A 2640-nucleotide genomic window follows, 5' to 3' on the forward strand; every position below is an offset into this window, starting at 1 on the left:
GACGGCGCGATGCCGCCGCCGGCGCCGGCTCCGCCTCGGGCTCGCGCTCGGGCCGCTCCGGCTCGGGAACCGGTGGGATGTCGGGGGCGTAGAAGTGCAGCTGCGTCGACACGGCCGAAACGAACACCTCGGGCAGCAGACCGAGGCTCACGGCGGTCACGGGCCCAGAGTCCGGGGCGTACTCATCCGCGGCCGCGGCGTCCTCGGCGGCAGCCGGCTGCGAGAACCCGGCCGGAGTGTCGGCTGCGTCCGCTGACGAGTCATCGAAGGTTTCGGCGGACTCGTCGCCGGATCCCGCGGGCTCGGCCGGCCCGGCGGACACCTCCGTGTCGCCGGAGTCCGCCGCCTCGTCATCCGTCGCCTGCGCCGACTCGGTCGCTCCCGCGGCGTCGGCGCTGTCGTCCTCGGGCGCCGACGGCGCTGGCGCGTCCGACTCGGTGGTCTCGACCGACGAAACCGAATCGTCCAACTCGATCGCCTGCGCCTCCGCGACGTCGACGCCCTGGTGCGCTCCTGTCCGTTCGGCGGAATCAGCCGGGTCGGATGCTAGCGGAGCCTCCGGTTCAGTCTGCGGGTCGAATTCTGCATCGTTTCCATCTGCCATCACTGGCGTACTCCCTGCCGGAGCGACACCGCGCGTCGCCCGGCGAAATCTCGTGCGGCGCCGCACCTGCGGTGCCGCGAACTCACTCGGTCTGCAGCGCCATCCTGCTCTCAGCGGATGTCTGCGCTGTCACGGGCGCTCGTCGCCCTGAAGTCTTCGGTGATGACCGTCGCGGCGCGGCCGCGCGTCATCAACCCCCATTATCGCACTTCCCTGCCCCGAATGCCCATTCACGACGCGCGGGCACGTCGGCGCGTCGAGCTGCGACGCCGTGGCGCGCGCCGGGCGAGGCATCCCCTCAGCCGTCGGATGCCATAATCCGAGGCATGCCCGAGCACCAGACGCACACCCGCCCCGTGGCCCTCGCCGTGTGGCTCGTCATCGCCGGCATCATCGGCTGGTGGGCGGCGTTCTCGCTCACCCTGGAGAAGCTCGAGGCGCTGGCCGACCCCGATGCGATCGCGTCGTGCGACTTCAGCCCGCTCGTCCAGTGCAGCGCGAACCTGGACTCGTGGCAGGGCAGCGTGTGGGGATTCCCGAATCCGATCCTCGGCCTCACCGGCTGGGTGGCCCCGATCGTCGTCGGCGTGGCGATCCTCGCGCGCGCCCGCTTCGCCCGCTGGTTCTGGCTCCTGTTCGCAGGGGGCATGCTCTTCGCATTCGGATTCGTATGCTGGCTCATCTCGCAGAGCATCTTCGTGCTCGGCACGCTGTGCCCGTGGTGCATGGTGACGTGGGTGGTCACGATCCCCGCGTTCTACGCGGTGACGCTTCACGTCGTGCGCAGCGGGCTGCTCCCCGCGCCCGCGCCGGTGCGGCGGGTGGCCGACCGACTCATGAGCTGGGTTCCGCTCCTCGCGATCCTCAGCTATGCCGTGATCGGCATCCTCGCGCAGATCCAGCTCGACGTTCTCGGACGCGTGTTCTGACCACCACGGCCACGCGGCGGTTCGCGGCGACGCGCTCGCTCAGCCGAACCAGATCTCGAGCTCGCGCCCGGCCGACTCCTGGCTGTCCGACCCGTGCACCAGGTTCTGCTGCACCTTCAGACCCCAGTCCCGGCCGTAGTCGCCGCGGATGGTGCCGGGCGCCGCGGTCGTCGGGTCGGTGGTGCCCGCGAGCGAACGGAAGCCCTCGATGACGCGGTTGCCCGCGAGGCGGATCGCGACAGACGGGCCCGACATCATGAACTCCAGCAGCGGCTCGTAGAACGGCTTGCCCTCGTGCTCGGCGTAGTGACGCTCGAGCGTGTCGCGGTCGGGCTCGACGAGGCGGATGTCGACGAGCGCGTAGCCCTTCGCCTCGATGCGGGCGAGGATCGCGCCAGTCAGCCCGCGGGCGACGCCATCGGGCTTGACGAGGACGAGGGTTTCTTCGGTGGCCATGCAGATTCTCCGTTCGCCGGTTCAGGCAGGTTCGGGGGGATCGGCCGCGAGCTGCGCATTGCGACGGTCGATCGCGGCCCCCTTGATGGTCGCATACGCGTACATGCCGCCGAAAATGAGGGCGACGAGCGCGAACGCCGGCACCAGCAGGGCGCCCAGCGCCACGACGGCCTGCAGTCCCCAGCCGACCGCGATGCCCCACGGGTAGCGCGTGAATCGCGTGGTCACGATCATCAGCACCGCGACGACCACGCCCGCGACGATCCCCCACCAGGGCGCGATCGGCTCGGGCAGCGCCTTCAGGCCGTACACCACGAGGCCGCCGAGGAAGGCGACGAGGGATTCGAAGCCGAGCACGATCGTCGCGAGGGACTCCGCGGCGCCGCGCGGGCGACGGGCACGCGGAGCGGCAGGCCCGGTCACGATCGCCATCCGCTCTTCCACTCCTCGGCGGCCGAGAGCACGAGCGCCTCGCCCGCGAGCACGACGGAGCCGGCGATGACCACGGCGCGTCGATCGGATGCCGCAGCCCACGCTCGCGCCGCGGCAACGGCATCCGCGAGGGCGTCGTGCACCGTCACGGGCACGCCTCGGGCCTCGGCGAGGTCGGCGAGCGCGTCGGGCTCATCGGCGCGGTCGGAGTCGGGCGCC

Annotated in this window: 3 protein-coding genes and 2 pseudogenes; 1 reads left to right on the plus strand and 4 read right to left on the minus strand. The window is 71.4% G+C overall.

Annotation, left to right across the window (positions count from 1 at the left end; translation table 11 throughout):
* Positions 1–469 (minus strand): annotated as a pseudogene (locus tag EIO58_RS15880) (Rne/Rng family ribonuclease); the annotation flags it as partial.
* Between the two features lie 461 nt (positions 470–930).
* On the opposite strand from EIO58_RS15880, the gene EIO58_RS15885 reads away from it, so the two are divergent.
* Positions 931–1533, plus strand: a complete 603-nt coding sequence (locus EIO58_RS15885) for a vitamin K epoxide reductase family protein (protein ID WP_127820316.1) — start codon at positions 931–933, stop codon at positions 1531–1533.
* 39 nt (positions 1534–1572) lie between these two features.
* Here EIO58_RS15885 and ndk read toward each other — a convergent pair whose 3' ends face one another.
* The 3 genes and pseudogenes from ndk to EIO58_RS15900 form a co-directional block, all read right to left on the minus strand.
* Entirely contained in the window at positions 1573–1989 is a 417-nt protein-coding gene (ndk, locus tag EIO58_RS15890) for a nucleoside-diphosphate kinase (RefSeq protein ID WP_127820317.1), read from the minus strand.
* A gap of 21 nt (positions 1990–2010) precedes the next feature.
* On the minus strand, positions 2011–2421 hold the full coding sequence (locus EIO58_RS15895) for a DUF4233 domain-containing protein (protein ID WP_127820318.1): 411 nt from the start codon (positions 2419–2421) through the stop codon (positions 2011–2013).
* Positions 2409–2640, minus strand: a pseudogene (locus EIO58_RS15900) (dihydrofolate synthase); the annotation flags it as partial. The pseudogene EIO58_RS15900 and the gene EIO58_RS15895, both read right to left, overlap by 13 nt.

It is taken from the genome of Microbacterium sp. CPCC 204701 (genome assembly GCF_004010105.1).
Taxonomy (GTDB): Bacteria; Actinomycetota; Actinomycetes; order Actinomycetales; family Microbacteriaceae; genus Microbacterium.

What these genes read in the sequence shown, in the direction of transcription:
- EIO58_RS15885 (WP_127820316.1), top strand. Translation starts at nt 931, where the DNA reads ATGCCCGAGCACCAGACGCACACCCGCCCCGTGGCCCTCGCCGTGTGG.
- ndk (WP_127820317.1), bottom strand. Translation starts at nt 1,989, where the DNA reads ATGGCCACCGAAGAAACCCTCGTCCTCGTCAAGCCCGATGGCGTCGCC.
- EIO58_RS15895 (WP_127820318.1), bottom strand. Translation starts at nt 2,421, where the DNA reads ATGGCGATCGTGACCGGGCCTGCCGCTCCGCGTGCCCGTCGCCCGCGC.